At 64.5% G+C, this 26,746-nt stretch carries 30 protein-coding genes, 2 tRNA genes and 1 pseudogene; 18 read left to right on the plus strand and 15 right to left on the minus strand.

Annotated features, from left to right (window positions below):
* Positions 1 to 9 precede the first annotated feature (9 nt).
* Entirely contained in the window at positions 10 to 465 is a 456-nt protein-coding gene (locus GWG65_RS06790; RefSeq protein WP_275194632.1) for an iron-sulfur cluster assembly scaffold protein, read from the minus strand.
* A gap of 239 nt (positions 466 to 704) precedes the next feature.
* Here GWG65_RS06790 and folE point away from each other — a divergent pair, with 239 nt between their 5' ends.
* The 4 genes from folE to GWG65_RS06810 all read left to right on the plus strand — a co-directional run bounded on the left by folE (position 705) and on the right by GWG65_RS06810 (position 4,472).
* Positions 705 to 1,394, plus strand: a complete 690-nt coding sequence (folE, locus tag GWG65_RS06795; protein ID WP_275194633.1) for a GTP cyclohydrolase I FolE — start codon at positions 705 to 707, stop codon at positions 1,392 to 1,394.
* A gap of 29 nt (positions 1,395 to 1,423) precedes the next feature.
* A complete protein-coding gene (gene hisI, locus GWG65_RS06800) occupies positions 1,424 to 1,846 on the plus strand; it encodes a phosphoribosyl-AMP cyclohydrolase (RefSeq protein WP_275194634.1) in 423 nt (140 codons plus the stop codon).
* 178 nt (positions 1,847 to 2,024) lie between these two features.
* Complete coding sequence (locus tag GWG65_RS06805; RefSeq protein ID WP_275194635.1) at positions 2,025 to 3,086, plus strand: transglycosylase SLT domain-containing protein; 1,062 nt, start codon at positions 2,025 to 2,027, stop codon at positions 3,084 to 3,086.
* A gap of 210 nt (positions 3,087 to 3,296) precedes the next feature.
* Entirely contained in the window at positions 3,297 to 4,472 is a 1,176-nt protein-coding gene (locus tag GWG65_RS06810; RefSeq protein ID WP_275194636.1) for a DUF2336 domain-containing protein, read from the plus strand.
* A gap of 120 nt (positions 4,473 to 4,592) precedes the next feature.
* Here the strand turns inward: GWG65_RS06810 and GWG65_RS06815 are convergent, their stop codons facing one another.
* The 3 genes from GWG65_RS06815 to GWG65_RS06825 form a co-directional block, all read right to left on the minus strand.
* The gene (locus GWG65_RS06815) at positions 4,593 to 5,171 is read right to left on the minus strand and encodes an Hpt domain-containing protein (protein ID WP_275194637.1); all 579 of its coding nucleotides are present in this window, start codon (positions 5,169 to 5,171) and stop codon (positions 4,593 to 4,595) included.
* Between the two features lie 31 nt (positions 5,172 to 5,202).
* A complete protein-coding gene (locus GWG65_RS06820) occupies positions 5,203 to 5,748 on the minus strand; it encodes a response regulator (RefSeq protein ID WP_148737958.1) in 546 nt (181 codons plus the stop codon).
* A 97-nt stretch (positions 5,749 to 5,845) separates the two neighbouring features.
* Positions 5,846 to 6,625, minus strand: a complete 780-nt coding sequence (locus GWG65_RS06825) for an NAD kinase (RefSeq protein WP_275194638.1) — start codon at positions 6,623 to 6,625, stop codon at positions 5,846 to 5,848.
* A gap of 317 nt (positions 6,626 to 6,942) precedes the next feature.
* Between GWG65_RS06825 and GWG65_RS06830 the strand changes: the two genes are divergently transcribed.
* Positions 6,943 to 8,502 carry a peptidase S10 gene (locus GWG65_RS06830; RefSeq protein ID WP_275194639.1) on the plus strand — a complete coding sequence of 520 codons (1,560 nt, stop codon included), beginning with the start codon at positions 6,943 to 6,945 and terminating at the stop codon, positions 8,500 to 8,502.
* 100 nt (positions 8,503 to 8,602) lie between these two features.
* On the opposite strand, the gene GWG65_RS06835 is transcribed toward GWG65_RS06830, so the two are convergent.
* Both GWG65_RS06835 and GWG65_RS06840 read right to left on the minus strand, forming a co-directional pair.
* Positions 8,603 to 9,985, minus strand: coding sequence for a serine hydrolase domain-containing protein (locus tag GWG65_RS06835; protein ID WP_275194640.1), 1,383 nt, complete (start codon positions 9,983 to 9,985; stop codon positions 8,603 to 8,605).
* 110 nt (positions 9,986 to 10,095) lie between these two features.
* Complete coding sequence (locus GWG65_RS06840) at positions 10,096 to 10,635, minus strand: tetratricopeptide repeat protein (RefSeq protein WP_275194641.1); 540 nt, start codon at positions 10,633 to 10,635, stop codon at positions 10,096 to 10,098.
* A gap of 248 nt (positions 10,636 to 10,883) precedes the next feature.
* Between GWG65_RS06840 and GWG65_RS06845 the strand changes: the two genes are divergently transcribed.
* The 4 genes from GWG65_RS06845 to GWG65_RS06860 all read left to right on the plus strand — a co-directional run bounded on the left by GWG65_RS06845 (position 10,884) and on the right by GWG65_RS06860 (position 13,391).
* The gene (locus GWG65_RS06845) at positions 10,884 to 11,255 is read left to right on the plus strand and encodes a hypothetical protein (RefSeq protein ID WP_275194642.1); all 372 of its coding nucleotides are present in this window, start codon (positions 10,884 to 10,886) and stop codon (positions 11,253 to 11,255) included.
* Positions 11,256 to 11,468: 213 nt separating this feature from the next.
* The gene (locus tag GWG65_RS06850; protein WP_275194643.1) at positions 11,469 to 11,876 is read left to right on the plus strand and encodes a hypothetical protein; all 408 of its coding nucleotides are present in this window, start codon (positions 11,469 to 11,471) and stop codon (positions 11,874 to 11,876) included.
* Positions 11,877 to 12,172: 296 nt separating this feature from the next.
* Entirely contained in the window at positions 12,173 to 12,883 is a 711-nt protein-coding gene (locus tag GWG65_RS06855) for an outer membrane protein (protein ID WP_275194644.1), read from the plus strand.
* Positions 12,884 to 13,151: 268 nt separating this feature from the next.
* A complete protein-coding gene (locus tag GWG65_RS06860; protein WP_342760630.1) occupies positions 13,152 to 13,391 on the plus strand; it encodes a hypothetical protein in 240 nt (79 codons plus the stop codon).
* Between the two features lie 26 nt (positions 13,392 to 13,417).
* On the opposite strand, the gene GWG65_RS06865 is transcribed toward GWG65_RS06860, so the two are convergent.
* Positions 13,418 to 13,672 (minus strand): hypothetical protein, encoded by a 255-nt coding sequence (locus GWG65_RS06865; RefSeq protein ID WP_275194646.1) that lies wholly within the window; start codon positions 13,670 to 13,672, stop codon positions 13,418 to 13,420.
* 304 nt (positions 13,673 to 13,976) lie between these two features.
* A complete protein-coding gene (locus GWG65_RS06870) occupies positions 13,977 to 14,366 on the minus strand; it encodes a hypothetical protein (protein ID WP_275194647.1) in 390 nt (129 codons plus the stop codon).
* Positions 14,367 to 14,469: 103 nt separating this feature from the next.
* On the opposite strand from GWG65_RS06870, the gene GWG65_RS06875 reads away from it, so the two are divergent.
* The 4 genes and pseudogenes from GWG65_RS06875 to GWG65_RS06890 all read left to right on the plus strand — a co-directional run bounded on the left by GWG65_RS06875 (position 14,470) and on the right by GWG65_RS06890 (position 15,766).
* Positions 14,470 to 14,634: a hypothetical protein gene (locus tag GWG65_RS06875; protein WP_187435643.1), complete on the plus strand. Its 165-nt coding sequence runs from the start codon at positions 14,470 to 14,472 to the stop codon at positions 14,632 to 14,634.
* A 173-nt stretch (positions 14,635 to 14,807) separates the two neighbouring features.
* Positions 14,808 to 14,951, plus strand: a complete 144-nt coding sequence (locus GWG65_RS06880; protein WP_275194648.1) for a hypothetical protein — start codon at positions 14,808 to 14,810, stop codon at positions 14,949 to 14,951.
* Between the two features lie 43 nt (positions 14,952 to 14,994).
* A pseudogene (locus tag GWG65_RS06885) lies at positions 14,995 to 15,311 on the plus strand (class I SAM-dependent methyltransferase); the annotation flags it as partial.
* A gap of 35 nt (positions 15,312 to 15,346) precedes the next feature.
* Positions 15,347 to 15,766 (plus strand): GFA family protein, encoded by a 420-nt coding sequence (locus GWG65_RS06890; protein WP_275194649.1) that lies wholly within the window; start codon positions 15,347 to 15,349, stop codon positions 15,764 to 15,766.
* A gap of 823 nt (positions 15,767 to 16,589) precedes the next feature.
* Here the strand turns inward: GWG65_RS06890 and GWG65_RS06895 are convergent.
* Positions 16,590 to 16,664: transfer RNA gene (locus GWG65_RS06895), tRNA-Thr, on the minus strand.
* Positions 16,665 to 16,859: 195 nt separating this feature from the next.
* Positions 16,860 to 17,321 carry a hypothetical protein gene (locus tag GWG65_RS06900; protein WP_275194650.1) on the minus strand — a complete coding sequence of 154 codons (462 nt, stop codon included), beginning with the start codon at positions 17,319 to 17,321 and terminating at the stop codon, positions 16,860 to 16,862.
* 285 nt (positions 17,322 to 17,606) lie between these two features.
* Here GWG65_RS06900 and GWG65_RS06905 point away from each other — a divergent pair, with 285 nt between their 5' ends.
* Together GWG65_RS06905 and GWG65_RS06910 are read left to right on the plus strand one after the other, a co-directional pair.
* Positions 17,607 to 18,092, plus strand: a complete 486-nt coding sequence (locus tag GWG65_RS06905) for a hypothetical protein (protein ID WP_275194651.1) — start codon at positions 17,607 to 17,609, stop codon at positions 18,090 to 18,092.
* 60 nt (positions 18,093 to 18,152) lie between these two features.
* Positions 18,153 to 18,671: a hypothetical protein gene (locus tag GWG65_RS06910; RefSeq protein WP_275194652.1), complete on the plus strand. Its 519-nt coding sequence runs from the start codon at positions 18,153 to 18,155 to the stop codon at positions 18,669 to 18,671.
* A 62-nt stretch (positions 18,672 to 18,733) separates the two neighbouring features.
* Here GWG65_RS06910 and rlmB read toward each other — a convergent pair whose 3' ends face one another.
* Positions 18,734 to 19,564: a 23S rRNA (guanosine(2251)-2'-O)-methyltransferase RlmB gene (rlmB, locus tag GWG65_RS06915; protein ID WP_275194653.1), complete on the minus strand. Its 831-nt coding sequence runs from the start codon at positions 19,562 to 19,564 to the stop codon at positions 18,734 to 18,736.
* 206 nt (positions 19,565 to 19,770) lie between these two features.
* On the opposite strand from rlmB, the gene GWG65_RS06920 reads away from it, so the two are divergent.
* A tRNA-Tyr gene (locus GWG65_RS06920) sits at positions 19,771 to 19,856 on the plus strand.
* A 78-nt stretch (positions 19,857 to 19,934) separates the two neighbouring features.
* Here the strand turns inward: GWG65_RS06920 and GWG65_RS06925 are convergent.
* Together GWG65_RS06925 and GWG65_RS06930 are read right to left on the minus strand one after the other, a co-directional pair.
* Positions 19,935 to 20,906 (minus strand): MBL fold metallo-hydrolase, encoded by a 972-nt coding sequence (locus GWG65_RS06925; RefSeq protein WP_275194654.1) that lies wholly within the window; start codon positions 20,904 to 20,906, stop codon positions 19,935 to 19,937.
* Between the two features lie 105 nt (positions 20,907 to 21,011).
* The gene (locus GWG65_RS06930) at positions 21,012 to 22,031 is read right to left on the minus strand and encodes an NAD(P)H-binding protein (protein WP_342760631.1); all 1,020 of its coding nucleotides are present in this window, start codon (positions 22,029 to 22,031) and stop codon (positions 21,012 to 21,014) included.
* On the opposite strand from GWG65_RS06930, the gene GWG65_RS06935 reads away from it, so the two are divergent.
* Positions 22,026 to 22,844, plus strand: a complete 819-nt coding sequence (locus GWG65_RS06935) for a helix-turn-helix domain-containing protein (RefSeq protein WP_275194655.1) — start codon at positions 22,026 to 22,028, stop codon at positions 22,842 to 22,844. The genes GWG65_RS06930 and GWG65_RS06935 overlap by 6 nt on opposite strands.
* A 6-nt stretch (positions 22,845 to 22,850) precedes the next feature.
* Here GWG65_RS06935 and GWG65_RS06940 read toward each other — a convergent pair whose 3' ends face one another.
* The gene (locus GWG65_RS06940) at positions 22,851 to 23,882 is read right to left on the minus strand and encodes an LLM class flavin-dependent oxidoreductase (RefSeq protein WP_275194656.1); all 1,032 of its coding nucleotides are present in this window, start codon (positions 23,880 to 23,882) and stop codon (positions 22,851 to 22,853) included.
* An 88-nt stretch (positions 23,883 to 23,970) separates the two neighbouring features.
* Complete coding sequence (locus GWG65_RS06945) at positions 23,971 to 26,028, minus strand: ATP-dependent helicase (protein ID WP_275194657.1); 2,058 nt, start codon at positions 26,026 to 26,028, stop codon at positions 23,971 to 23,973.
* A 127-nt stretch (positions 26,029 to 26,155) separates the two neighbouring features.
* Between GWG65_RS06945 and GWG65_RS06950 the strand changes: the two genes are divergently transcribed.
* The gene (locus GWG65_RS06950; protein ID WP_275194658.1) at positions 26,156 to 26,746 is read left to right on the plus strand and encodes a TMEM175 family protein; all 591 of its coding nucleotides are present in this window, start codon (positions 26,156 to 26,158) and stop codon (positions 26,744 to 26,746) included.

Consider the following 26,746-nt stretch of genomic DNA (forward strand, 5'->3'; position numbering starts at 1 on the left):
GAATTTGCGTCAGCCCTGCGCGGTGGCCGGCTGCTTCGCCTTGACCTCGATCTGGCCGATGGCATCGACCACGGCATCGAAGGTCAGCAGTGTCGAGGCGTGGCGCGCCTTGTAGTCGCGGACCGGCTCGAGGAACTTGATCTCGGCCCATTTGCCTTCGGGAGGAGCGCCATTCTCCTTCAGCATCTTGCGAACGGTTTCGCGTAACTCACGGAGTTCGCTCGCAGTCGAGCCGACGACGTGACTTGCCATGATGGATGAAGAGGCCTGGCCGAGTGCGCACGCCTTCACGTCATGGGCGAAGTCGGTGACGGTGTCGCCGTCCATCTTGAGGTCGACTTTCACGGTCGAGCCGCACAGCTTGGAGTGGGCGGTGGCGGTGGCGTCCGGATCCGAAAGGCGTCCAAGGCGCGGAATATTCCCGGCCAGTTCGATGATCCGCTTGTTATAGATGTCGTTCAGCATGTGATGGAGTCCAGCACTTCGGGCGGGATCGGCCTTGGCGGGCGCGGTCCACGGTCCTATATAGGGGCGGAACTTGCGGAAAAACAGTCTGGCGGTCCGGCGGCGCTGGTCCGGGACCACGAGACCGGCGTTAAAGCCCAAGACGTTTTTTGCTAAAACTGTTCTCTACAGGCGTCCGGCGGATTGCCGCCCCGTCTGCCGGTGACACTCCGGCCGCAAGGCCGTCGAACGGAGTCGATATGGACGCTACGATCAAATCCATCCGCCCCAACAAGCCTTCCGACAAGCATGCCGAGGGTCGCCCCGCCGAGCTCGATCCTGCCGAATTCCTCGCGGCCGCCGTCCGCGCCGACCAGCCGCGCCCCGCGCGCGCCGAGGCCGAGCGTGCGGTCAAGACGCTGCTGGCCTATATCGGCGAGAACACCGAGCGCGAGGGGCTCTTGGACACGCCGCGCCGCGTGGTCGAGGCCTTCGACGAGCTCTATCAGGGCTACCATCAGTGCCCGGCCGAGGTGCTCGACCGCACGTTCGGCGAGACCGCCGGCTATGATGACTTCGTGCTGGTGCGCGACATCGAGTTCACCTCGCAGTGCGAGCATCACATGATGCCGTTCTACGGCAAGGCGCATATCGCCTATACTCCGGTGGAGCGCGTCGTCGGTCTGTCCAAGCTCGCGCGCCTCACCGATATCTTCGCCCGCAGGCTCCAGACCCAGGAGCACCTGACGGCGCAGATCGCGGCGGCGATCGACGAGGTCCTCAAACCCCGCGGCGTTGCCGTGCTGATCGAAGCCGAGCATACCTGCATGTCGGTGCGCGGTGTCGCCAAGCATGGTGCCTCGACGTTCACCAGCCGCTTCACCGGCATGTTCCGCGACAATCCGGCGGAACAGGCCCGCTTTCTGTCCCTGGTGCGAGGCACGCGCTGACCTCGCGAACGCTTTTGGCGAGGACGCCCGTGTCCGCTCACTCTCACGACGTCGAGGAAGGCCTTGCCTTCCTCCCCAAATTCGATGCGGCCGGCCTCGTCACCTGCGTAGCGACCGATGCCGCCAGCGGCGACGTGCTGATGGTCGCGCACATGAACGAGGAAGCGCTGCGCAAGACCATTGCGACCGGCGAAGCCTGGTACTTCAGCCGTTCGCGCAATGCCTTGTGGCGAAAAGGTGAGACGTCAGGTCAGACCCAGCGTGTGGTCGAAATCCGCACCGATTGCGACCAGGATGCGCTCTGGCTCCGCGTCGAGCAGATCGGCGCGGCCTGCCACACCGGCCGCCGGTCCTGCTTCTATCGCAAGATCGAGCCCGAGGGTGGGATTGCGAAGCTCGTCTTCGTCGATGCGGAGCGGCTGTTCGATCCAGGCGACGTCTATCAGAAATAGTCCGCCGTGATTCCGGGGCGCGCGAAGCGCGAACCCGGAATCCATCGCAAGGCATCACGTGCGACGGAATGGATTCCGGGGTTCATCGCTGGCGCGATGCCCCCGGAATGACGGCGAGAGCCAATTTAACCCCGCATTAACCATGCCTGTCCCACGGTGAGACGACGGGGCGTCCGAATTGCCGGCGCCGCTCAACGCCGCGCGGAGCGGGCACGTCATCATGTCGGTCGACAATTTCAGTGCCACGCAGACGGCCGGTATCGATCCGTCACCGGCGCGCGTCGCCGGTGCGATCAAGCAGGCTTCGAACATCAGCGGCGTCAGCTTCGAATACATGCTGACAACGGCCAAGATGGAGTCGGATTTCAACCCGGCCGCTGGTGCGACCACATCATCCGCGCACGGACTCTACCAGTTCATCGACCAGACTTGGCTGGGGACAGTGAAGGAGGCGGGCGCCCAGCTCGGCTATGGCAGCTATTCCGATGCCATCACGAAGACCTCGTCGGGCACTTACACCGTCGATGATCCCATGATGAAGCGGTCGATCATGAAGCTGCGCGACGATCCGGAGGCCGCATCCAGCATGGCCGCGGCGCTGACGCAGTCCAACAGTTTCAAGCTCACCGGCATGCTCGGCCGCAGGCCGTCGGACAGCGAGCTGTATATGGCGCACTTCATGGGCGTCGGCGGGGCCGCCAAGCTGATCGCCAATGCCGAGGACAATCCGCAAGCCGTCGGCGCGCGGCTGTTTCCCAATGCGGCGGCCGCCAACCGTTCGATCTTCTACGCCAGGGACGGCCGCGCACGCAGCGTCTCCGAGGTCTATTCGGTTTTGGACGCGCGCTATGCGAGCGCGGCGAATGCTAAATCGACCCGCAGTGCGATGGCGATGTACGGCGGTACGCCGTCGACCACGCAGGTGGCGAGTGCAAACGGCGTGCAGGCGACGGCGCCGGTGATCAACAACGCCGCCTATCTTCAGACCTTCCCGGATACGCGCGCCGTGACGCCCGTCAGTACGACATCGCCAACAATTGTCGCGGACAATGCGCCGAGCACGCCGGCGTTTCGCTCGATCTATCAGCCCGGCGACACCACCCAGCCGGTCTCGACGACAGTGCAGAAATTGTGGGGCAACAATGCCTCGCTCACTTCGATCAGGTCAGCAACGCCCGACGTACGCCCGCCGCAGCCACTCGATCTTTTCAGCGATCGCAGCGGCACCTTCTCAAGCTGACATCCACTCGCGTATCCCGGACAAGGCGCCGCACATCATTGCGTGCTGCGCTGCGTCCCGGACCTGTTAGCGAGGCGGCTTTGTTCCCTTAACAAAACGTCAATAAAACCAGCCAGTTATGGTGAACGCTTTGTTAAGCGTCGTGGTTTATTTTGCGTTGCAGGTGACAAGCCGTCACCGCTTCGTCGGGTTGCGTAGGCCGGAAGGACCATGATCGTTCGGCAGTTCATCAATTGGATCAGGACGGCGTCCGCTGGCGAGCGGGCCGAGGCGACGCGGGCATTGGCCCGGGCTTGGCTGATCTCCGACCTTTCCCATGACGACCGCGTCGCCGCAGAGGGGGCGCTGCTGATGCTGCTTGACGATGCCTCGCCGCTGGTGCGGCAGGCGATGGCCGAGGCCTTTTCGCGCAGCACGGATGCGCCGGCCGCCATCGTGCGGGCGCTGTCGACGGACCAGCCGACTGTCGCACTGCCCGTGCTCGAACATTCTCCGCTCCTGATCGATGCGGATCTGGTCGACATCGTTGCGACCGGCACAAGCGAAGTGCAGTGCGCCGTCGCCCGCCGTATCGTACTGCCGGCCTCCGTCTGCGCCGCGATCGCCGAGGTCGGTTGCGCCGCGGCCGCGCTGGAGCTGATCGAAAATCCCTACGCCGAGCTCGCGCCGTTCTCCTGGGACCGCATCGTCGAGCGTCACGGCCATCTTGCCGCAATCCGCGAAGCCATGCTGGTGATCGAGGACCTGCCTGCCGCCACGCGTGCCGCGCTGGTGGCAAAACTCTCGGAGACGCTGTCGCAATTCGTCGTGGCGCGGAACTGGCTGAGCGCCGACCGTGCCGACCGCATGATGATCGAGGCGCGCGACCGCTCCACCATGAACATCGCGGCGCGCTCGCGCGGCGAGGAGATGCAGGGGCTGGTGCGGCATCTGCGTGTCACGGGCCAGCTTACCGCGGGCCTGATCCTGCGCGCGCTGCTGTCGAGCAACCTCGACCTGTTCGACGCGGCGCTGGCCGAGCTCGCCGATCTGCCGTTGGCGCGCGTCTCTGCGCTGCTGCATGATCGTGGCGGCGCCGGCCTGCACGCGCTGCTGCGCCGCGCCGGGCTTCCCGAGGCCACTTTCGCGGCGTTCCAGGTCGCGCTCGATGCCTGCCACGAGCAAGGTTTCGTCGATACCGATGAGAGTGCCGTGCGGCTGCGCCGGCGCATGGTCGAGCGCGTGCTCACCCATTGCGAGACCGACGGCGGTGCCACCGAGCCGCTGATGATCCTGCTGCGCCGCTTCGCCACCGAATCGGCGCGTGAAGAGGCGAGGCTGTTCTGCGACGAATTGGTCGCGGAGGAGACGATCGTGCCGGCCTATGACGATCTGATCGCGGCGTAGCTCAAAGCGCGCGACGCGGCCCCACAAACTCCGTCATTGCGAGCGAAGCGAAGCAATCCAGTATCCCTCCGCGGAAAGACTCTGGATTGCTTCGCTGCGCTCGCAATGACGAAACGAGAGCTACTCCGCCGGCACGATGCTCGGTGCGAGGATCGCTTCGAGATGCTCGGGACGGTCGCGGTTGACGTGGGCGAGATAATCGTCGGCGACGTTGCGCAGGCGGCGGCTGAGCTCGGCGGAGACGCTGATGCTGTCGAGCTTTGTGTTCTCGTGCGCGATGGCCAGGATGGCGTTGATGTGGTGCGTGAACAGCTCGGCCGGCACCTTCTCGAAATCAGGCGCGTGCTCGATGACGCGGCACAGGCTTTCGGCGATTGCCGCCGCCGACGGATAGCCGAACGTCGCAGCGTCGCCCTTGATGTCATGCGCGGCGCGGAACAGCTCGTCGCGCCTGTCCTTGGTGAAGCCGTCATTGCGTATGGCGACGTAGGCGGCCGAAAGCCGGTTGACCTCAGTCGCCATCCAGTCCTTGAACTCGCCGGAGAGGCTGGCCAGCGCCTGCTCGGCGCGGCCGACCGGATCGTCCATGTCCTTGTCTTCGACCCGGCGCAGCACCTTGCGCAGCGGGTTGGGCTGCGTGATCAATTGATGCGTAGCGAAGGCCTTGACCTCGATGTCCCTTGCGCCGTTGTTCGCCATGATGTCCGCCCTGGCCGTGTGAGACGTTGCGCTAGATGGAGGAACGGGCCTTGTCGAGCAGCGAAGGTTGCTGGAGCACCTCGTGCTTTTCGCCGACGCGGCGCTCGGGGCCCATATAGGCAGAGCTGGTGTTGCGGCGCCGGTCCGGACCGAAATAGGTCTTGGTCTTGATGAAGGGGCGGGGACTGGCGACCACGTTGAGGATGCGCTGGTAGAGCCCCTTGGCCGAGATCGGCTTGGCCAGAAATTCGGTGACGCCGGCATCGCGCGCGACCGTGACGCGCCGCTTCTCGGAATGACCGGTCAGCATGATGATCGGCGCGTAGGGATTGCCCTTGGAGTCCGGCTGCCGGATCATCTGCGCCAGCTCGAGCCCGTCGAAGATGGGCATCGCCCAGTCGGTGATGACGATGTCGGGCACGTAGTGGCTGTACATTTCCAGCGCGGTCGCACCGTCCTCGGCCTCGTAGACTTCGCGCGCGCCAAACGAATGCAACAGCGTCCGCAGGATGCGGCGCATGTGCGGATTGTCGTCACAGACGAGGAAGCGCAGCTTGTTGAAATCGATGCGGAACATGGCGCCCGGGCCGAAGCGGTCAACTTTCATTAACCATATCGTGCCGAGGGTTAACGAAGCGTTGCGACCGGGGACCGGCGAGCTCCGGGCAGATCCTTCAGGAGCCGAACTGCTCGCGCAGAATGCGCTCTTCCAGGCTGTGGCCGGGATCGAACAGCATCCGCATCGAGATGGTCTTGTCGGACAGGACCTCGACCCGGCGGACGTCGCGCACCTCGTCATGGTCGGCGACTGCCGCGACGGGGCGCTTGTCGTCTTCCAGCACCTCTATCACGACATAGGCCGTGTTGGGCAGCAGCGCGCCGCGCCAGCGGCGCGGGCGGAACGCGCTGATCGGCGTCAACGCCAGCAGGGCGGCGTTGATCGGCAGGATCGGTCCCTGGGCGGACAGATTGTAGGCCGTCGAGCCTGCCGGCGTCGCCACCATGATGCCGTCGGCGATCAGCTCGGTCATGCGCTCGCGCTCGTCGATCAGGATCCGCAGCCGCGCCGCCTGGTGGGTCTGTCGGAACAGGGCGACTTCGTTGATGGCATGATGCAGGTGGACGCGATCATTGACGTCGGTGGCGCGCATCAGCAGCGGATGGATCAAAGACTCCTGTGCTGCCTCGAGGCGTGCGCGCAGATCGTGCGTCGCGTACTCGTTCATCAGGAATCCGACCGTGCCGCGGTGCATGCCGTAGATCGGCTTTCCAGTGTGCATGTGCTGATGCAGCGTCTGCAGCATCAGTCCGTCGCCGCCGAGCGCCACCACGACGTCGGCCTCCTTCGGCTCGCAATTGCCGTAGGTTTTTGTGAGCTGGCCGAAGGCGACCTGCGCCTCGCTGCTCGGGCTGGCGACGAAGGCAATCCGGTCGTATCGAGAGGGCTTGGTCATGGCTTCCGGGCAGGGCAGCTGGCTCGAGAAGGTTCCGCCGGGCTCGTCTATACACCTCGGCCTGTATTGTCGAGGATAACAGCCCCTCAAAGCAAACCGGCGGCGGGTCGGGCGGCCGCCCGTGCTGATTCAGGGTAAAAAACCGGCTCGAATTGGGCGGGGGCCGTGCCATGATCCAGATCGGTCGGGCAGACCCGATGCGCAAAGCCAACCAGGCGCTTTGGATCCCCCAAACCGTCGCAATTGGCCGCTACAACTTTCGCCAGCGCTGGCCGGCAAGCGATGATGCGCAAGCACGGCCGGCAGGGAGAATCGTCATGGTCATGCGTTGGTCGGCGCTGTGCCGAACGGGGCTGGTGCTGGCAATATCTGCATTCGCCTTTGCAGGCTTCGCACGCGCGGATGATCCGCCGCAGCCGCGCTCCGAGACAACGGCGCCAACCGGCCAGAAGGGCGGGCGCGGCGCTGGCGCGCAGAACGTGGCGCCATCTGCCGCCGAGCCGCATCGTCTCCCGGCGGATTCGACCACCAGGCAGACGCTTGATCTGCCCGGGCGGACGCTCAACTTCGTCGCAACCGCCGGCTCGATCCGCGTGTTCAACGAGAAGGGGGAGCCGCTCGCCGACATCGCCACCACCTCCTACGAGCTCGACGGCGCCGACCGCGCTACGCGCCCGGTCACGTTCCTGTTCAACGGCGGGCCTGGTGCGTCGTCGGCCTGGCTCCAGCTCGGTGCTGCCGGGCCTTGGCGGCTGCCGCTCGACGGCGAAGCGCTATCGCCATCGGCGTCGCCCGAGGTGAAGCCAAATGCGGAAACCTGGCTCGACTTCACCGATCTCGTCTTCATCGATCCCGTCGGCACTGGCTACAGCCGCTTCTCCGCAAGTGGAGACGACGCGCGAAAACGGTTCTATTCGGTCGACGGCGACGTCAATTCGATCGCGCTCGTGATCCGCCGCTGGCTCGAGAAGCATGACCGGCTGGTCTCGCCGAAATACGTCGCGGGCGAGAGCTATGGCGGCATTCGCGGACCGAAGGTCGTGCGCCAGTTGCAGCTCCAGCACGGCGTCGGCGTCCGGGGGCTGGTCCTGGTGTCGCCGTTGCTCGACTTCCGCGAGTTCACCGGCACCAGCCTTCTGCAATATGTCGCGACCTTGCCCAGCTACGCCGCGGTGGCCCGTCAAGCCAAGGGACCGGTCACGCGCGCCGATCTTGCCGACGTCGAGGCTTACGCGCGCGGCGAGTTCCTGGCTGATCTCATCAAGGGCGAGGCGGACAAGGAGGCGACCAACCGTCTTGCCGACAAGATCGCCAGCCTGACCGGCATCGACCAGACCGTAAGCCGCAGGCTCGCCGGCCGCTTCGACGTCGGTGAATTCCGCCGCGAACTGGACCGCAAGAACGGCAAGGTGACCGGACGCTACGACGCTTCCGTGCGCGGCTTCGATCCCTATCCGGATTCGGGCAACTCCCGGTTCGGCGATCCCTCAGGCGATGCGCTCCAGGCGCCGCTGACGAGTGCCGCGGTCGACGTCCTGACACGCAAGCTCAACTGGCGGCCGGACGGCTCTTATGAAATTCTGAACGGCGCCGTCGAACGCAATTGGGATTTTGGCAACGGCATCAGCCCGCCTCAGTCGGTGTCGGAGCTGCGCCAGATCCTCGCCACCGATGCGAAGCTGAGCGTGCTGGTCGCGCATGGCCTGTTTGATCTCGCCACGCCCTATTTCGGAACGAAGCGGGTGCTCGACCAATTGCCGGCCTTTGCGACGCAACGCGTGAAGTTCGTCGTCTATCCCGGGGGCCACATGTTCTATTCACGCGACGGCTCGCGGCAGGCGCTTCGCAGTGAGGTCGAGGCGCTGATCAGGGAGTAGAGCATGGTCCAGACCCGAAGGGCGGCGTGAGCGCAAAGTGCGTAGCGGTTTTCCGTCGCGACAAACGCGGAACGCGTTTGCGCGGAGATCATGCTCCAATTTAAACAGGCCGGCGTTTTCGCGGTTTGTATCTCCGCGCGATCTCGCGGGCCACGATTCGCTCCGGCTTGACGTTGGCGCCTGCGAGCCAGATTTCGCTCACCTTGCCATGCTTGTCACGGACGCGGCGCACCGGCTCGCCGTGGCTGGAGGTCCCGGCGGCCGAAGCGAACTTGCCGATGTCGCGGCCGGTCACCTCGATTTCGCCGGCATCCATGAACGGATTGTTGAACTGCGGATTGGCGACGAGCACGCGGTTACCCGCGGGTACCAGATCGGTCGCGCCCCAGATCGTCCACCAGCGGCCGGTCCAGTCGCGCACGCGGCGGTCGGGCGCGCCGCGGGTCTGGAAGACGCGCAGGATCTGCATCGCGCCGTCCATCCAGAACGGCGCTGCGCCGTCGATGGAGTTGCTCAAGATGCTGATCGCGAGTTCGCAAGAAGGGATGCAGCAGGTCCGGGAGATGTAACCCTGAAAGTGGCCGCCATGACCGAACCAGTCCCAACCCTCGATCCGGCCGGCGCTGATACCCAAGCCGTAATAACCCTCGAAGCTCTGCGGGATGCGCCAATGATGCCGCGTCATCTCGCGCCGACTTGCGGCCGACAGCAGGCTCTTTTTCGCATTGGGCGCGAGCTGCGCGAAGAATCGGGCGGTGTCGGCGGCGGTAGCGGCGAAGCCGGTGGCGGACGCCATGGCGTGCGTCGGATTATTGCCGGGGATCACGCAGCGCTTTCCCAGCGGGACTTTTCGCGTGTGGCCGCGCGCGAACGATGCGCCCTTTGGAAGCGGCACGTCCGGCTCCGTCTCGCGTAAACCCGCGGGCTCAATGATCTCGCGCTTGATCCAGACCGGGTAGGGCTCCCTCGTCACGGCTTCGATCACGAGGCCGATCAGGCCAAAGCCGTGATTGGAATATTTGAAGCGCGTGCCCGGCTCGATGACTGTCGGCAGCTTCAGCTCTGCGCGCAGCTCGCTCTCGTTCAGATAGGGGCGGCTGTCGATGAACTGGCCGGAATCGGCGCCGTCCCGCGTCAGCCCTGCGCTATGCGAGAGCACCTGTGCGATCGTCGTCTCGGCAACGCGCGGATGCAGGCCACCGACATAGTCGCCGACGGGATCGTCGAGTCGGATCTTGCGCTGTTCGCGCAGCTTCATGATGCCAGCCGAAGTGAAGCTCTTTGAATGCGAGGCGATACGGAAGCGGTGGCGCGGGGTGAGTTTTTCGCCGGTATCGAGATCGGCGAGGCCGAACGCGTGCTCGGCGACGACTTCGCCGCGATGGGCGAACGCAACGATGACGCCCGGCTGCTGCGATGTCGTCAGTTGGAATTCGATCCAGGAGCCGATGTAGTCGACCGCGGATCGTAGCCACGCGTCCATTGCGCACCGATTCTAAGGGGAGGATTACGGCGCGAAGGCTAGCCGAAAAAGCAGAACCGGCACAACCCCCGCGGGTCGTGCCGGTTCTTGTCGTTCGCAGATCGGGTGTCTCAGTAAACGAGCGTCGCGCCGGTCGGCTTGTCGAGCGCCGCAGCAAGCGAGCGATATTCGGAGCTGTCGGTGCCGGCGAGCGAGGCGATCTTGTTCAGATGATACTGCGCCTGTTCGCGGTTGCCCTGCTCGAGCTGCCAGAGCCCGTAATACTGCCAGGTCCGGACGTGGTTCGGATCGTCCTTCAGCGCCAGCTCGTAATAGACCTTCGACGATTGATAGTCGCCGAGCTTGCGATAGGAGTAGCCGATCAAATTGGCAACGTCGGCGACGTCGTCGCGCTTGAGCGACTTCAGCTGGTCGATCGCGCCGGTGTAGTCGTGGCCATCGTAGATCGTGGTGTAGGCGGTGCGATAGGCGGCAAGGAATTTGGGATCGCTGACGGAGGAGCTTTTCTTCTTCGACTTCTTGGTCGAGGTGTCCGATTTCGGCGGCGAGGGCTCGTCGCTGCCCGCGGCGTAGGCGCTGGTCAGCACCGGTCCGGCGGCCAGCGCCATCGAGACAAGTCCCGGTACCAGAAGCATGGAAAGTTTGCGCATTCATCTTCTCCCGTATGGAACGTGGCGATCCTACACGATTGCCTGAAGACCGGAACACCCAACGGACCAAAACATTCCCGGCAGCCCAGCCTATTCGTCCGGCCATAGATGACAAACTTGTCATCGAGATGAACGGAAGCCTGCAGCGGGCTTCAGACTGGGTTCAGTGCGCGCCGCCTAGGCTCCGACCTACGATCGAAGGGATGGCAAAGGGCGCCGCCTCGAGATCCTTCACAGAGGAGACCACCATGTTGAAGACCATTTCCGCAGCCTTGCTTGCAGCGTCCGTCATCGCAGCCCCGGCCTTCGCGGCCGAGACCGGCAAGACCACCACCACGACCGCGCCGGTGATCAAGGCGGACCAGAGCCAGACCAAGGCGTCGAACTCCGCCGCGAAGCCGGACTCCGGCGTCAAGGCCGACACCAAGGCCGCCGACGTCAAGGCGGGCGCCAAGCCGGACTCCAAGGCGAACGCTATGAACGCCAACGCCGCCGTTAAGCCCGACGAGCACAAGAGCGTGCGCACGCACCGCCATCACCACAAGCAGGTGTCGGCCAAGAAGCAGCTGAAGGCGCAGCCGGACCTCGCCAAGCCGGCGACAGCCGACAAGCGTAGCTAACGACTGATCCCGCGCGGCGGCACCCCCAGCATTGCCCCGCCGCCGCGCGCGGAATTCAGGCCCGGCCTGTCGTCTCGGCGCCTGCGCGAAAGGGCAGGCACCGGCGGTGGGCCGGTGGGCTATTCGCGAGCTTTGCTCGCAGGACCGAATTCCCTTTGCGCAACCTTGGGGCTAGAACGTCGCCGGCACTGATTGGCGGGAGAATGCGATTCCGTGAGGCGATTGGCAAAACGTGCGGCGATCCTCCTGCTGCCGCTGGCGCTTGCGGCCTGTTTTGGCAGTGATGACCGACCGTCCCTGGTGGACGCAGGTCCGCAACCGTTCCCCGATAATTTCCGCAGCGACACGCTGGCGCTCATGCGCACCTATCTGAACAATCCGGTCGGCGTTCGCGACGCCGGCATGGCCGAGCCGGTGTTGCGCGAGGTCGGGGGCCGGCAGTTTTACGTGAGCTGCCTGCGCTTGACGCCACGCGAGACCGACGGCAGCTACAAGGGAATGCGCGAGCGCGCCGTGGTCTTCGTCAACGGCCGGGCGGACCGCGTCGTCGATCGCGCCAGCGAGCTCTGCACCGGAGCGGTTTACGCACCCTTTCCGGAACTCGAAAAGATGGCGCGGTAGCGCAAACGCAGTCTTCATCGCCGGGTGCTAAAACAGCACCTGCAGGAGCTGCTGGATCACATTTCGGCGAGCTTTGAACGGGTTGTTTCGCCTCGCGACAAATGGTGACAAATGGTTACGGCGGACCTCGTGCAGAGGATAAAATCTGTCGGCACGAGCAGACGTGACGGAACAAAATCGGCTTGTTGCCGCCCCGTCACAGTTGCGGACGATCAACGTTCCGGCATCGCCGCGAAGCAACCCAATTCACGCCACGTTGTTTGCTGAGTGTCGAATATGAAAGAACGGGGATGATCATGAAAACGATTTGGCTTGGCGCGGCGGCACTGCTCGCGCTGGCAGCGCCAGCCGCAGCGGCCGACATCCAGCCGCGCCCCTACACCAAAGCGCCGGCGGCCTACACGCCGCCGCAGGTGATCTATAATTGGACCGGTTTCTACATCGGCGGCCATGTCGGTGGCGCGTTCGCCGGCGACAGCAGCTTCCAGTCGAGCGACGCACGCTTCATGGGCGGCGTGCAGGGCGGCTTCGACTATCAGTTCGCGCCCAATTGGGTGATGGGCGTCGAGGCCCAATATTCGTGGCTGCCGACCAGCAACAACGGTGTCCTGTTCCCGCTGGGCACGCAGGTGACCTCCAACACCGACCAGATCGGATCGGTGACCGGCCGGATCGGTTACACCTGGGGGCCGGCGCTGGTCTACGCCAAGGGCGGCTACGCCTGGCGCAACAACGGCCTCGGCGTCAACATCGCCGGCGTGCCGCAAGCCTTTACCACCACCGGCAACAACAAGGACGGCTACACCGTCGGTGCCGGCCTTGAATACATGTTCGCGCCCAACTGGTCGGCCAAGGCCGAGTACCAATACTATAATTTCGGCAGCACCACCTTCACCTCCGGCCCGGCGGACATCGTCGGCGTCCGCGGCCGGGAGGACGAGCATACCGCCAAGGTCGGTGTGAACTACCGCTTCGGCTGGGGCGGCCCGTCGGCCTCGCGCTACTGAGCTGCCGCCAGGCGCGACGATCTGACCAGGCGCTACGATCCGACAAAGGCCGGCTTCGCCGGCCTTTCGCTTGCCAGCCCTTGCTTGTCAGCCGGTTGTTTGCTTTGCGTGAACCATCTGGCGCGTCATTTGCAGGCAAACATTCCCGCGCGGGCCTCCTCACGCGCGTCACGGGGCTGAGGTAAAGCAAAAATAATTTTTGCTGCTTACGGAACTCGCGCTCCGGAAGCGTTATTATGAGAATTACCGGGCTGGTGGGACAACGAACATGCGTATCTTGGTGTCGGGGGTGGTCTCGTGCTTCCTTGCGCTGCCGTGCTCTGCACAGACAATCCTCAAATCCGAGCCTTTGATGCTGGCACCTTATGAGGTCGCCTTCGTCCGGGACGGGGCCTGTCCGTCCGGCAAGGTGCTGAAGGTCACCGGCGCGATCCGCGGGCTGCACCGCCGTAAGGCCTGCGTGGCCCTGGCCGGCGAGCAGGCGTCGCTGGCGACCGCCACGCCCTGACGCCGAAGCGGCGTTCGGCCGGATCTTTACGAACTCAATTGCAGCTCCATCCTCGCCTCCAGCTCGGCGTCCGCCTTGTTCTTGGCGGGGTCTTCGCCTTGGGCGGCCTGGCAGGGCTTGATCTCATAGTCGTTGTCCAGCACCCGGCGCGGCCCGGGTCGCTGCTGGTCGGTACTGACGTCCACGACGAGGCCGCTGCGCTGCGCGAGCTTCCAGACGTCCGACTCGCCCGGATAGGCCTTGCTGATCTGGGCGTCGTTGCAAAACAGCGCGTACGGCATCCTTCCCGCTCCCGTAAAGACCGTTAACGTGCTGTGGGGGTGAGGGTTTCCCACCGGCAGGTCAATCACGGGGCCGTGATCCTGGCAGCGGGCCCTGAGTCGTAAACGAGTCCTGAATCCCAAAAAAAAGAATCCCTGGGACTCGTTTGCCGGAATCAGCGGATGTTTTCGGCCATGACGACCGACCTGAAAACATCCTGCGGGCACATGCTCCTGCCGCTGACGCTGGCTCTGTTCGGCGCCTGTGCAGCCAATCTCTGGTTGGTGTGGTCGTGGCTGTAACAAGGGCCTTGAGAGACCGGCTCTACTTGTCCGCCGGCGGTGGTGGCGGGACGTCGCGGATGGCGGCGCGGAGCCTGGTCAGGGTCGCCGCGCAATATTCCTCCCGTTCGCGCTCGAACCGCTCCTGGTGCTTGCGGAAACTGGCGATGCGGGCCTGCATCTCGGTGCGGAAATCGACGCCGGTCCGCGGCGGGACCTGGACGAGTCGAGGCTGCGGGCCGGCGAGCGGCGAGGTGGCCGCTGGCGGCTCGATTTCGACCGCAGCAGCCCGGACGGCGACGATCTCGGTGATCACGGCGGACGCGGCCGCCGGGGCCTGCGGCGGGGGAAAGTCGTCGGTCCTGCCGGAGACCGATTGGACGAAGGCCAGTGTCTGAGCGATCAGCGCGTCGCGCTCCCTGATCCACTTCATGGTCCCACCCTTTGCTGGATCCATTCCACCAAAGCTGGTCCGCCGAATCAAGTCAGGCATTTGCAGGATTGCATATTTTTCCCGATTGTCCGACACTCAACCGATGGATGCCGGAGAAGAACAATCGGAGGAAGCGCAGGGCCTAAGGCTGGTGCGCGCCTTTCTGTCGCTGTCGCCGGACAAGCGGGCAGAGGTGATCGCGTTCGTCGAGGCCTTGGTGCGTGCTCATGGCCGGCCCGGGGAGGGCCAGGAGGCCTCACCGACGTGAGCCTTATCGCGCGCGCGGATTGACGTTGGGCACAAAGGGCGCAACGACCACGCGGACCTGCTCAACGCGATCCCGGCATTTCCGCCACGATCGGGCGGCTGTCGGAGGTCTCCTCGACCATTGCCGCGGCCGTCGAGAAGCAAGGCGCCGCGACCAAGGAGATCGCCCGCAACGTGCAGCAGGCGGCCCACGGCACCCAGCAGGTCTCTTCGATCATCACTGAGGAGGGCCATGGCGATCGCGAACAGGAAGCCTGTCGCGACGATCGCCGCCACGGCACCGGCGATGATCTTGGCCTTCTGTCGGATGGTGGTTGAGCATCCGATGCGCACACTACCTCATGTTCGGAGATTTCGGACAACCTCGGTCTCGGGCCTCGGCTCGGAGGACCCGGCCACGGCTGCGATCCGGGAATGCTGCCTGCGCTGCTGCAACGGCTCGGCGCGCGCTCGCTGCTCGATGCGCCCTGTGGCGATGCAGGCTGGATCGGCCGCATGAGGCTCGATGTCGATTACACCGGCATCGATATCGTACCGTCGCTGATCGCGGCAAACAGGGAGCGGGTAGTGCGCGGCGAATTGTCCGGCCGCTTCCGCATTGCCGACATCACGCGCGATACGCTGCCCCGTGCCGAAATGAACATGACGCGGGCGCCGTTCAACTGGCCGGCTCCGCGCGCTGATCATGCCGGTGCGACGGGTGGGAGGGCCTAATGATAACCGCCAGATGCAGTTGCGGCGCTGTTGCGCTTTTGCTTCCCGGGCCGTCAAGCCTCGTCGCGGCCTGTCACTGCACCGAGTGTCAGCGGCGAACGGGCGCGCCGTTCGGTGTGGGTGCCTTTTACCCCGCTGAGGTCGTCACGATCTCGGGAGCTCCAAAGGAGTACGTTCGCGCCGCCGCAAGCGGCGGCAAGGTGCGTTGCTATTTTTGTCCCGACTGCGGTTCAACGGTGTATTGGAAGGCCGACAATCTGCCTGCGATGATCGGCGTTGCCGTTGGCGCAATCGCGGACCCAAACTACCCGGCGCCGGTGAGATCTGTTTTCGAGCAGTCGAAGCATCGCTGGGTCGACATCAACGGCGCGGCCGTCGAACACTTCCAGCAAAGCAGCGTGGCGAAGAATTCAAGCTGAGGATCGCATCGAGCGCTGGTGCCGGCTGAGGGGATTGGTCAGTACAGCCGACAGGAATCCCCGGGAATTGTGAGCTTCGGAGTCTGGTCGGAGGCCGAACGCTTGCTGCCGGGACGCCCCAAGCACAGCTAGGCCGCTGCGGGAGGCCAGCCGGGTGGCTGTTCGGACGAAGTGAACTAGGTTATTGTTTGCGCACGATCTTTTCGGAAAGCCGCTGCGCACTTTTCCGAATCATGCTCTAGCCCCCCCAGTTCTTGTAGGGACTATCCACCAGGGGATTCGGTTGGTCGTTGTAGTAAACCGGCGGACGAGGCCCCGCGTAGGCCCCATAGGGAACGGGGCTCACGATCACGCCAGGATCCCGAGGGGCAACGGCGTGTTTGCGGTGTGGGTGGTGTGCCGTCGCGGCATTTGCCGAGGCACATAGGGCAATGAGAAAGCCTAAGCTCAAAAAGAAACGCATCGCATCATCTCCCAAAGAAGCTGGCACGCGTGCTCACGTAAGGCCGGCCGCGCAGGCTGCAATCGGCACGAACTTTCACGAGCCGTCACATCGGCGGCATCAATGGCAGCCGCCCATCGGTGGGTGACTCAGGACGTGCCGCAGTTGCGCATCCTTAACGACAAATTGTTCAACGCGGCACGCGAGAGACGGTTTGCAGCCGGGGCTCCCGCCGCGCGAAAGCGTCCCAAGTCGCAGCGTCTCTTGTCAGGGTTTCTGCGCTGCGGCGCGTGCGGCTCCGGTATGAGGCCGTCCAAACGGCCCTATCGATGGGGGCAAAGGCAGCCCCGATCGGTAAGGCCATTGTGTCGGCTAAATCGCTGGTGCCGGCTGAGAGGATTGAACTCCCGACCTTCGGTTTACAAAACCGCTGCTCTACCGCTGAGCTAAGCCGGCGACGCTGGAAAGCGGGGCAGAGCCCGGCCTGCGCCGGGGCTCTCAGTCTGCCCGGGCGCCGCAATATCAGACTTGATTGGAAAGTGCCAGAACCCGCGACTGATCGCCGGCATGAAATAGGCGGCCCGAAGGCCGCCTATCCTGTCGCGCTCGACTTGGATCAGTTCGACTTGGATCAGCTTGAATTGGATCAGTTTACTGGCACCGGTGCCGGCGGCCGTCGTCGCCCTTGACCCAGGTGCCAGGCGTGCAGACGAAGCCGTTGCGCTCGGCGTAGCTGCGCGTATCCCAGCCAGGGTTGTACCGCGAATTGTCGTAGGCGTACGAATTGTCGAAGGCGCGGAACGGTGCGGTTGCGATCGCGCCCGCAGTTCCGATGGCGGCGCCAGCGACGTCGCCGGCGACATCGGTCGGCCAGAAGCCGGTGCGGGTCCTGTTCCAGTCGTTATACCGGTCGGCATTGGTCTGGCGATAGGACGTGCGGCGATGGCGATAGCCGCTATCGGTGGACGGGTTTCCCGGTCCGAGATTCTGGCAATTGGCGTTGGGGTATTGCGCCGAGCAGCGCCCCGGATTGTTGATCACCGCTTGCGCCATGGCCGGCGCAGCAAAAGTCGTCGCCGCGATCGCGACGGCGCCAAGGAGTTTGATGTTCATGGTTGTTGACTCCCGCTGTGATTGACGGGGGCTAAACGCGCAAGGCGGCGGACGTTCCGGCGAAACAGCCCGATTTTTCGCCGCTTCGGTCAAACCGGTGTGAGCGAGGGAACACGGTTCCGGCCGCGCGCCGCGGGCTGTTAACGCTTCGCTACTGCGCTTTGCCGCATTTGAAGGGCAGGCAATCCTTGCGCGTTAGGCTTACCGGAAGTTGGTCAATCGCCCTTAACCCCCTGTGTGCCGCAATCGGATAGGTTGCGTTCCGGAACAACCGGGATCCCGCCTATGCGCGCTGTGGCGCTCGCAGCCTTTCTGATCGGACTGCCCGCGTCGGCGTTTGCCGGCGGCGGCTTTGATATCGTCGTTCCCGGCCGGCCCGGCGTCCCCATCATCATCAATGGCATCGATGCGTCCTACACCGTCGTCGAAGGCGTGTGGGGCCTCGGCAAGAACGTCCAGGTGCAGCCCACGATCTATGGCGGGCGCTATGTCGCCGAGCGGCAGCCTTCCGATGTCGGTCATTATTATCCGACCCTGGGCTTGCGGCCCGGCTACGGCCGCCTCGAGGTCGAGCCGCCCGCGAACCGTAAGTTGCCGCAGCCTGCAGAGAGCTACCAGCGGAGCTGGGGTGCGCAGTCCGCGCCGCTGTCTCCGCAAATGGACATTCCCGTCGATCCGCCGCCGGTGATTCTGGCACCGCAGATCAACGTCAATCCGCAGCATCGTCGGCCGCGGCCACATGCCGAGGGAGCCGGCAAGCCACCCGGTTAAGACAAGCCACCCGGTTAAGAAACGTCAAATCCAATGAAACGGAAATCACAGGAGAGAGTAATGCGTCAAATGATTTCGGGACTGGTCGCGGCGGCTGCCGTGATGATTGCAGGGGCCGCACCCGCCATGGCCTGCGGTTTCAATCCGTGCCAGCCGGTTGCGCCGGTGTATTCCGGCTGCAACACCGGCTGCGGCGGCTACGGCTATGGCGCCTACGAGCGCCTCGCCGAGCCGACGACCCAATACTACTACGTCAACCAGGGCCCGACCTACACCGGCCCGGGCGCCTTCGCGCCGTATCCGACCTATCGCGAGGACGCGGTGGTCGCGCCCGTCAGTTACGGTTACGGCTATGGCTATCGTGCCGCGGCCATCGAAGCGCCGGCCGCCTATCCCTATCGCCGGCCGTACTATCGTCCGTATCGCTACGGCTACGGTCCGCGCCAAGGCTACCTGCCGCGCGTCCATTACGGCTACGGCCCGCGCTATGGCTACGCCCCGCGTTACGGCTACGCCCAACGTCGCGCGCCCGCGCCGTACTATTACGGCGGTCACCGCGTGCTGCGTCGCTATTACTGATCTCTGATCGGTTGAGCCAACGAGACGCCCGCCCGCATGATGCGGACGGGCGTTTTGTTTTGCTACCGCTTCATCAACCCGAGCCGGCTCGCGCCGACATAGAGCGAGAGCACGGCGGCGTTCGATACGTTGAGGCTCTTGAGTTCGCCGGGCATGTCGAGCCGCGCCACCACGCTGCAGGTGTCGCGCGTCAATTGCCGAAGGCCCTTGCCTTCGGCGCCGAGCACGAGCGCGAGCGGCTCGCGCAGCGTGACAGCGGAGAGATCCTCGCTACCCTCGCTATCGAGCCCGACGGTCAGGAAGCCGCGCTCGTTCAGCGCGGTGAGCGCGCGGGCGAGGTTTTGCACGGTAATCATCGGCACCAGCTCCAGCGCGCCTGAAGCCGCCTTCGCCAGCACGCCGGTTGCCTCCGGGCTGTGCCTCGCGGTGGTGACGATCGCCTTGACCGCGAAGGCCGCGGCGGAGCGCAGGATCGCGCCGACATTGTGCGGATCGGTGATCTGGTCGAGCACCAGCACCATGCCTTCCGGCTCCAGCGTCTCGATGTCGGGCGAGGGCAGGGGATCGGCTTCCGCAAGCAGGCCCTGGTGCACCGCGTCGGGCGACAGCAGGCGATCGATCTCCTGGGGCCGGACGATCTCGGGCGCGATGCGGGTTTCGATGTTCTCGTCCGCCAGGCGGCGGGCGGCGTTCTCGGTCAGCGTCAGCTTGCGGATACGCCGCTCGGGGTTGGCGAGTGCCATGGTGACGGTGTGCCAGCCATAGAGGATGACAGGCCCGTCGGGGGCCGAATCGCGGTCGCGCCAGGCTGGGCGGCCTGCGGATTTCCCCGGTCTGTTGAAGGGCTTACCACCGCCGCGGGGGCGCTTGGGTGTGAATTTGCGCTCGTTCATGGTGCGCTTGTGTCACGGGTTCCGGAATATGGCAATTTGGGCGTCCAAGGAGGCGATTTTAGCTGTCCGCCTCGGTTGACTTTACCCCACGGCTTCGCTCATAACCGCGCCCGGTCGCGCCCCCATCCGGGCTGTCGCGGCCTTCACGTTCCATGGCCGTCTTCGGTCCGCCGGCAAGGTCCGGCCCGATTGTGCTGCCGTCGAGCGGGGGAGTGTCCCGAGTGGCAAAGGGAGCTGACTGTAAATCAGCCGCCTTATGGCTTCGCAGGTTCGAGTCCTGCCTCCCCCACCAGCCTTCGCTCGCTTCGCGAGCTACGGCTTGGCAAGCCGGCACGCATGGCTTTGGCCCGGCCAGCCCCCTATCGAGCTCTCACAGTGCCGGCCAAGGCATCGGGATGTAGCTGTAGGCGTTGCCCTCACGCGTGACGTGACCGACGCCGGGGAAGGGCAAGTGCATACCGGCTACGAGTAGGCGATCGGCCGACACCATATCCAGCACCTTCTTGCGGGTGGCGACCGCAGCCGCCTGGTCCACATCGAAGGCTATCGCCCATTCCGGATGCGCGAATTGCAATGCCGATGAGTGGATCACGTCCGTGAAGAGCAGCATGTTGGCGTCGCCAGAGCCGATCCGCAGGGCGAGATGTCCCGGCGTGTGGCCGGGCGCCGGCACCGCCGCGATGCCGGGCGCGATTTCAACCTCGCCGCCGATCTGCCGGATCTTGCCGCGGTACGGTCCGAGCGATTTGCGTGCCATTTCGAAGAATGGCTTCATCGGATCAGGCGCCTGGGACAGGATGCCGTCGTCGTGCCAGAAAGCGAATTCGACGTTGGCAACCACAATTTCAGCCGCGGGAAAAGCAGCCTCGCCGCCCGCGCCGATCAGGCCGTTCGCGTGGTCAGGATGCAGGTGTGTGACGATCACGGTGTCGATCTCTTCGCGCTTGACGCCAGCCGCGACAAGCGCCTCGGGCAGGTGGCCGAGCGTTGGTCCCATCGCCGATGCCGTGCCCGTATCGATGAGTATCCGCCGGCTGCCGCGCGTGACAAGGTAGGCATTGACGGAGGTGGCGATAGTCTTCGGCAGGTACGCTCTCGTCAGCAGCGCCTCCGCGGCACCCGGATCAGCGGCGGGAAAGAGATCAAGGCCGAGATTGAGGTAGCCGTCGCTGAGCGCCGTGATTGTGAAGTCGCCGAGGGCGAAGCGATGGGCGGCGGGTAGCGGCGCGGCTGTGGTCGCATCAGGTGTTGCACCCTTCGCCGCAAAGGAGCCGGTGCCTGCAAAGGCCAAGGTACCTGCGCCAAGCGCGGCGCGGCCAAAGGTTCGGCGGTCGATCTTCATATTCTCATCTCCATCAGCTCTTGTGGATGTTCGCAGGGCCACCACTGTGCCCGTCACGACGTAATCATCTATTTGCTTGCTATTGAGAGCGGAAGTCTGTCGAAGTTAAATCGCCTGCCATGAAGCAGGCAGGGTATCTCGGATCATCGCCTCGAGGCTGCTTGCCTTGACGCCGAGGAGATTTTCGGTGTCGGAGGCGTCGATCAGGAGGGACTTGTCGAACAAATAGGACATCTCGACGCCCTCGTGAAAGCCGATAGACTCCAATTCGTCCGCGGTCAGCCGATGGAGTTCGGGCGCCTCGATTTCCAGTGCAGCTGCAAATTTTCCGACGAGCTCGCGAATTGATGCGTTCCGGCAGGGTACATGAAACGCACGTCCCCACGCTCCGGAATAGCGGCAGACTGCCACGAGCGTCCTTGCGGTGTCTTTGGTGAAGGACCACGCGTGGGCAGCATCCAAGTCGCCCAGGAACGAGATCGCGTGACCCCGAAGCAGCGATGGAAGTGCCAGCAGGGAGAAATAGGTCACCGCGCTCTGGCCCAAATAGTCGCTGGCGCGAACCTCGATCGCAGGAACGTCGGACGCGAGAGCCCGCTGCCACATGATGTTCCTCACGGTGCCTTTTCGGGTGGTCGGATCCAATGGCAGGGCAGCGGTCAGCGGGCTTGGGGCATTCTCCCCATAGCCATAAGCGTTGCCGAGCACGACGAGCTTGGCGCCGACGGCCTCAGCGGCCTTGACCGTTCCGTCCATGATCGGGAAGAAGTCGGTCGGCCATCGGTGATAGGCGGCCATCGCGCACATGAAAATGGCTTCGGCGCCTTTGGCCATTGTGGCAAGCTGTTTGGGATCGCTGGCATCAGCTGAGATTGTGCGCAGACCCGCGGCACTGATCGATCCGGCGTTCCTGCTCGTCAGGACAACGTCATGCCCGTCTTCTACCAGGAGACGTGCCGTTTCACGCCCGACCGGGCCGGCGCCAACGACGACATAAGAACTCATGCGATCCTCATCTGCTTTTGCGGCAACAGACGAAGTTGTGGACGTAGTCTCATTGAAATTCGCGCATGATGCGCCAAATAGTGGACACGTTCCGCCAAAGCTTCGGACACCGGCATGCATTTTCAGCGCGGCCTTGCACCAATATCGGCCGTCAGCGTCTTCTCCGCGCACCGTGAACCGGGCCCGCAGATTCTGCTTCCGATCGGGATGCATCGGATCATAGTGCACCTGAGTGCCGCTACCCGCTCGTTTTGCCGAGAGAGCGGCTACGCCGCTCTGCGCGAAGCAGGCGACATTGACCTCATCCCCTCCGGAGCAACGGGAGGTTTCGACGCGGAGAGCGCATACGATTCGCTCGAGATCCGTCTTTCGCCGGCCATGCTTGACCAAGTTGCGGCCGAGGCAAGGCGCGCGAGACCCGTTGAGAAGTTTGACGTGCGCCATCAGTTGCGGAACGAGCGCATCGTTCACCTGGCCAACGCGCTCGCAGCCGAGATACGTGCAGGGTCTCCGAGCGGCGATTTATACGCCGACAGCGTCGGCACAGCCTTGGCAATTCAGTTGCTCGGCATGACGGATCATGAGCCGCTCCGGTCGGGACGGTTGTCCAGCCAGCAGCTGAAGCGGGTATTGGACTTCATCGACGGGCATTTGGACCATCCCCTCACGCTCGATCGATTGAGTCGCGAGGCTGGTGTCAGCAGCTCGCACCTGCGGACATGGTTCAAGGTCGCGACGGGCATGACGGTGCACCGTTACGTGTTGCGGAGAAGGCTCGAACGAGCGCGCTTTCTCATCTTAAATCGTGATCTGAGGACAAGCGAGGTTGCGCTCGAGGCCGGCTTTGCTCACCAATCCCATTTGTCGCGATGGATGCGGCGCGAGTTTGGTCATACACCGGGCGATCTGCGTCGCATGCGTGGATCCGGATGACTCCGACTACCCCATCATCTCCCTGACCATCGGCACCGCCTTGCGCCCATAAAGCTCGATGCTGCGCATCAGCTTCTCATGCGGCAGCGGTCCTGCCGAATACTTCAACTGAAAGCGCGAAATGCCGAGCGCCTTTGCGGTTGCCGCGATTTTTCGCGCGACGGTTTCCGGCGAGCCGACATAGAGCGAGCCGTGCTCGGCCTCGCTGACGAACTCGTCGCGGCCCATCGGTGGCCAGCCGCGCTCCCTGCCAATGCGGTCGCGCATGGCCTTGTAGTCGGGCCATAGCTCCTCGCGCGCCTCTTCATCGGTCTCGGCGATATAGCCCGGTGAGTGCACGCCGATCGGCTTTGCCGGGCGGCCAAATTCCTTGAAGGCGCGGTGATAGAGATCGACGTAAGGCGCAAAACGCGTGGGATCGCCGCCGATGATCGCGAGCATCAAGGGCAGATCGTAATGCGCGGCGCGCACCACCGATTGCGGACTGCCGCCGACGCCGATCCAGGTTTTCAGCGCGCCGTGCTCGACCGGCGGATAGACGAGCTGGTCCTTCAGCGGCGGACGCAGCTTACCTTCCCAGGTCACGGGCTTCTGCGGCAGCAGCGCGGTGAAGAGGTCGAGCTTCTCCTCGAACAGCGCCTCGTAGGCGCGCAAGTCGAAGCCGAACAGGGGAAAGGATTCGGTGAAGGAGCCGCGGCCGAGGATCACCTCGGCGCGTCCGTTCGAGACCGCGTCGAGCGTGGCAAAGCGCTGGAACACGCGAATGGGATCATCCGAGCTGAGCACCGTCACCGCCGAGCCGAGATGGATGCGTTTGGTGCGGGACGCGATCGCGGCCAGCACGGTCTCGGGCGAAGAGATCGCGAAATCGGCGCGGTGATGTTCACCCAGCCCGATGAAGTCGAGGCCGAGCTCGTCGGCCAGCACCGCCTCATCGACGACATTGCGGATCACCTGCGCATGCGCAAGCATGGCGCCGGAGGCGTCCCTCGTGACGTCGCCAAAGGTATCCAGTCCGAATTCGAGCGGTGCGGTCATCGATCAGGTCTCTGCGGGGAAGATGTTCGAGACTTAATGGATGACCGCTTTGCCACAAGGCGGCTTTCGGAAATGCTCGGTTTCCGTTTTACCGCCACATCCCGCGCATCCGCGCGCCGATGTCGACCTTCGGGCCTTGCGCCGCGGTGCGCGCGGCGCCGGCGGCAGCCTTCGGCCAGGCGGTGCGCTCGAACAGATAAACCAGCTGCTCCGGGATGAAGCGGGTGCGCGAGGCATAGACGTGGCGGTCGCCCTTGGCGGCCTGGCCGTGGGTGAAGAAGCGCTGCGGCACGATCAGGTGCAGATCGTCCTTGGCGCGCGTCATCGCCACATAGAGAAGCCGGCGCTCCTCCTCGAGTTCGGCGCTGGTGCCGGCGCCGAGATCGGAGGGCATGCAGCCGTCGACGACGTTGAGCACGAACACCGACTTCCACTCCTGCCCCTTGGCGGAGTGGATGGTGGACAGGATCAGGTAGTCCTCGTCGCGCAAGGGAGGCCCGGATTTGTCGCTGGTCGCATCCGGCGGGTCGAGCGTGAGCTCGGTCAGGAATTTTTCGCGCGAGACGTAGCCGCTCGCGATCTGCTCGAGCTGCATGAGATCGGCGCGGCGGGTCTCGGAATCCTCGTGGATGCGATCGAGATGCGGCGCGTACCACAGCCGCACGCGTTCGAGATCGGCCGGCCATTCCGAATAGCGCAGGTTTTCGATGGTGCGGACGAAGTCGGTCCAGTCCGCGCCGGTGCGCGGCGGCACCGGGAGCTGGCCGAGTGCGTGCAGCGGGTCGGGGCTTTCTGCCATCTGGTCGAGCACGCGCTGCGCGGTCGCCGGCCCAATGCCCGGCAACAGATGCAGGATGCGAAATCCCGCGACGCGGTCGCGCGGATTTTCGGCAAAGCGCAGCAGCGCCAGTACGTCCTTGACGTGAGCGGCGTCGAGGAATTTCAGCCCGCCGAATTTGACGAAGGGGATGTTGCGGCGGGTCAGCTCGATCTCCAGCGGCCCCGAATGCGAAGAGGTGCGGAACAGCACCGCCTGGTGCTTGAGCAGCGCGCCTTGCTCGCGGTTGGCCAGCACCTCTTCGACGATGTAGCGGGCCTGGTCCGCCTCGTCGTGCACGGTGACGAGCTGCGGCTTTTGCGTGGAATTGCGGTCGGTCCAGAGATTCTTGGTGAAGCGCTCGCGGGCGAGGCCGATGACGCCGTTGGCCGCCGCTAGCACGGTCTGCGTCGAGCGGTAATTGCGGTCGAGCGTGATGAGCTCGGCGCGCGGCGAAAAGCTTTGCGGGAAGTCGAGGATGTTGCGCACGGTGGCGGCGCGGAACGAGTAGATCGACTGCGCATCATCGCCGACCACGGTGAGCCCGCGTCCGTCAGGCTTCAGCGCCAGCAGGATCGAGGATTGCAGGCGGTTGGTGTCCTGGTACTCGTCGACCAGCACGTGATCGAAGCGGCCGCCGATCTCCTCGGCGATCAGCGCATCGCTCATCATCTGCGACCAGTAGAGCAGGAGGTCGTCGTAGTCGAGCACGTGCTGGGCCTGCTTGGCCTCGACGTAAGATGCGAACAGGCTCTTCAGCTCGGCGGCCCAGCCCGCACACCAGGGATAATGCTGGCCGAGCACCTTCTCGATCTCCATCTCGGCATTGACGCAGCGCGAGTAGATCGAAAGACACGTGCCCTTGGCCGGAAAGCGGCTCTCGGGCTTCGACAGGCCGCGTTCGTGCCGGACCAGGTTCATCAGGTCGGCGGAATCCTCGCGGTCGTGGATGGTGAAGGACGGGTCGACGCCGATCCGCTCGGCATATTCGCGCAACAGTCGCGCGCCGATGCCGTGGAAGGTACCAGCCCAGCTCAAGGCGCCGCGCATGATCGCGGCATTGTTCTCGCCGAGCACTTTTCGCGCGATGCGCTCGACCCGGCCGGCCATCTCGGCCGCGGCGCGGCGGGAGAACGTCATCAAGAGGATGCGGCGCGGATCGGCGCCCGCGACGATCAGATGCGCGACGCGGTGGGCGAGCGTGTTGGTCTTGCCGGAGCCGGCGCCGGCGATGACGAGCAGGGGGGCGCCCACGGTCGACCCATCGGCCACGCCATGCTCGACGGCGCGGCGCTGCTCCGCATTGAGCGTGTCCAGATATGTCGCCACGAATCGCCCCGGTGAAAGATCAAGCGTCGGCGATTTGCTTGCGAATCGCAATGCGGCTGGACGGAACCGGATTTAGGACTTAGGGGAGAGACGGACCAAAAGTTCCAGTCCGCGAAGCCTGCCAGGAATGACCGAGCTCAAGCCCGACCAGTTCGAGATGCGGCGGCTGGAGTCGCTCAGCAACACCATTTTCGGCGTCGCCATGACGCTGCTGGCCTATGACCTGCCCAAGGCCGCCGTCTTCACCAACGCACCTGGCTGGAGCGATCTCGCACAGGTCTATTCCGGCAAGCTCGCCGGTCTGGCGCTCAGCTTCATCATCGCCGGCGTGTTCTGGATCAGCCACCACCGCCGGCTGGCGCGCCAGCCCGTGGGCAGCCGCGGCACGGTGGTGCTCAACCTGTTCTTTCTGCTCTCGATCGTGCTGCTGCCCGTGACCAACGGCCTCTACACCAATTATGCCATGAGCAGCGCGGTCGCCGTGCTCTATGGCCTGAATTTGACCGCCATCGCCGGTCTCAATGCCTGGCTGTGGTGGAGGATTTTGGGCGGCTGGCGCCACGAGATCATGGCCTCGCTGTTTCCGCTTCTGGTGTTCATTCCGGGCACGATCGTCGCGGTGTTCGCGCCGCACGTCGCGCCCTTCGTGTGGTTCATCGCCTTCGGCGGGCTCGTGATCCAGCGCTTCTATGCCGCGCCGACCGGGGCGGACGCGTAG

The organism is Bradyrhizobium sp. CSA207, assembly GCF_029051685.1.
Lineage (GTDB): Bacteria > Pseudomonadota > Alphaproteobacteria > Rhizobiales > Xanthobacteraceae > Bradyrhizobium.